At 48.7% G+C, this 2,259-nt stretch carries 2 pseudogenes; both read right to left on the bottom strand.

Features of this window, described 5'->3' with window-relative positions:
- Positions 1-334, bottom strand: a pseudogene (locus WBV75_RS11500) (hypothetical protein); the annotation flags it as partial.
- Between the two features lie 491 nt (positions 335-825).
- A pseudogene (locus WBV75_RS11495) lies at positions 826-2,259 on the bottom strand (glycosyl hydrolase); the annotation flags it as partial.

The raw sequence follows: 2,259 nt of genomic DNA, 5'->3' as shown, positions 1-2,259 counted from the left end.
CCTCATCATCGTCATCGTCATCATTATCCTTGTCGTTCTCTTTCAGGATCTTCCGAATTTCCTTTAAATCCTTCTGAGTTTGGATGACCACTTCTTCACCATCCACTAAAACCACCACAGGAAGCTTGATTGTAAAACAATTCGCCTGGTCGAGGATATTGTCTTTGGATCCGTCATTCAGCGTCATCCGGTACAGCAAGGACGCCACTTTGGAATCTGCACTCATGGCCTGTTCCATTTGTGGTTCTTCAAATATTAATTCATCCTTGCAGGATACGCTAAGCATAAACATAGCAAGGGCAAAAAGAAATAAATGTATTCTCAGTACGCGCATAGAATTTATTTCGTCAAAGGATATTCCATTATTTTTCAGTAGTAACCTCTAAAATTCCGGGGTTGCAGCCTGGTTTATTTTTGTTCCACAAAGGTCAAAGGCTTAAAACCCACTTCTTGTATTATGTCATGTGTTATTATAAAATAAAGCAATATTTGAGTGTAATTACAAGTATTTTCCAGACGTAAATACACGCCAACTCATCGCATTTTACACCTTTACATGCACTATGCTTCCACAACGAGGGTAAGTCTTAAAAAAATATGGTAAGTCCTAAAGAATGGGGCTTTCCAATATTATAAATCCTGACAAGAACCTTATGATTACTTCGATAAAGTGCATAAAATATCCCTTTAACGGAGTGTGGAAGAGCCTCATATTCAAGCCCATTGTTTAAGTCAGCATAACCTCCTGAAATTGGGATTAGCCTCTAATTCTTACTGGCTTACCATTTCTTATAATGACTCGGGACCTATTCACTGTCCCAGTCCTCAATACTTTATCTTGCTCCCCCCTTTGATCTGCAACTCGCTCTTTTTGAGTTGGCTATTGAGTTTCTGAACCTCTACTTTCATAAAGGTTTTGAATTTCTTGTCGACGGCCTGCAGGCGATCGTTAAAAATCGCATAGACTTCCCGCTGCTGGTCTGTGGGTCTGAAATCCGCCCCTTTCCCCGTGATGTCACTGGCCAGGGCACTGAGCCTGCCGTAGAGCTTCATCGGGGCCCTGAAGGCATCTTCCCGGGCGCCGGTCAATTGAATGTCGTAGAGTGCGGCGGAAATGGACTCCGCCAGAACCTGTAATTCCCGGGCTTTTACGAGGTCTTCCGCCTGGGTCAGTTGTGGGAGGATCGAATCGAGTTCCGCCCGGATGCCCTCCATCTCGTTGATCATCAGCACAGCTGTATTCATGGCATCCCGCAATTCCAGGGAAAAGGCTACCTGCTCCTCAATATCTTCCAAGGTACCCTCGGAGGCCGGGTCTTTCAGCACATCGAACTCACGAATGTATTCCTGTTCTCCAACGATCAATTTCACTTTGTAGGTGGCTGGTACTGCCCGCGGACCGTATTGGCCGCGCATCAGGTCCAAGTCCCAGGTGACCAGGGGCCGCCACCCTTCTCCGTTCAGCTCCACCCAGGGGCGGCCCGGAGGCGTGGTTTGCAGTTTGGGCTTATAGGTGGGTTCGTACCGAAGGTCCCACATTACCCGGTTGATACCGGCCTCTTTGGAACCCTCCAGGGTCCGGATCAACTCGTCGGCAGCAGACAGGATCTGGATTTCCACCTTCTGGTCCGTACTGTCTTTGAGGAAGTAATTGATGTCCGCGCCATAGGCGGGATTGCGACCTGAATTCAGGCTGGGCCCGTCTGTTTTTATGGCCTGCTGCTCCTGGAAACGCCAGGCGGGTTGTACACTAAATAAATGCGCTCCCGAATCCGCAGCGTCCACATCGAATTCCCGCAAGGGTGAAATATTGTCGAGGATGTAATACCCCCTCCCGTATGTACCCACCACTAAATCATCGAAACGCTCCTGGACCTCCAGCCAATATACCGGGGCCGGGGGCAGGTTATTGCGAAGCCGCGTCCAGTGGGCCCCGTCATCGGTAGAGAAATACACCCCGTTATCGACACCTAAATAGAGCATGCCCTGACGTTTCGGGTCTTCTTTGACCACATGCACAAAACTGTGGACGGATTTGGGGACGGTCTTGCTGATTTTTTTCCAGGTCTTTCCATAGTCCTCACTCTTGTACACATAGGGATCAAAATCCCCCATCTGATGTAAATCCACTGAGATATATACGGTACCCTTGTCAAAACGGGAGGGTTCAATATTGGCGATGGTGCCCCAGGCGGGCAGGTCGGGGATGTTGGACGTCACATTTTCCCAACGGGCGCCCCCGTCCCGGGTGAGTTGTAC

Origin of the sequence: Robiginitalea sp. (assembly GCF_049588695.1) — a bacterium.
Classification (GTDB): domain Bacteria; phylum Bacteroidota; class Bacteroidia; order Flavobacteriales; family Flavobacteriaceae; genus Robiginitalea.
Note: the sequence above shows the minus strand (reverse complement) of the source record. Positions and strands in the feature narration are given on the sequence as shown.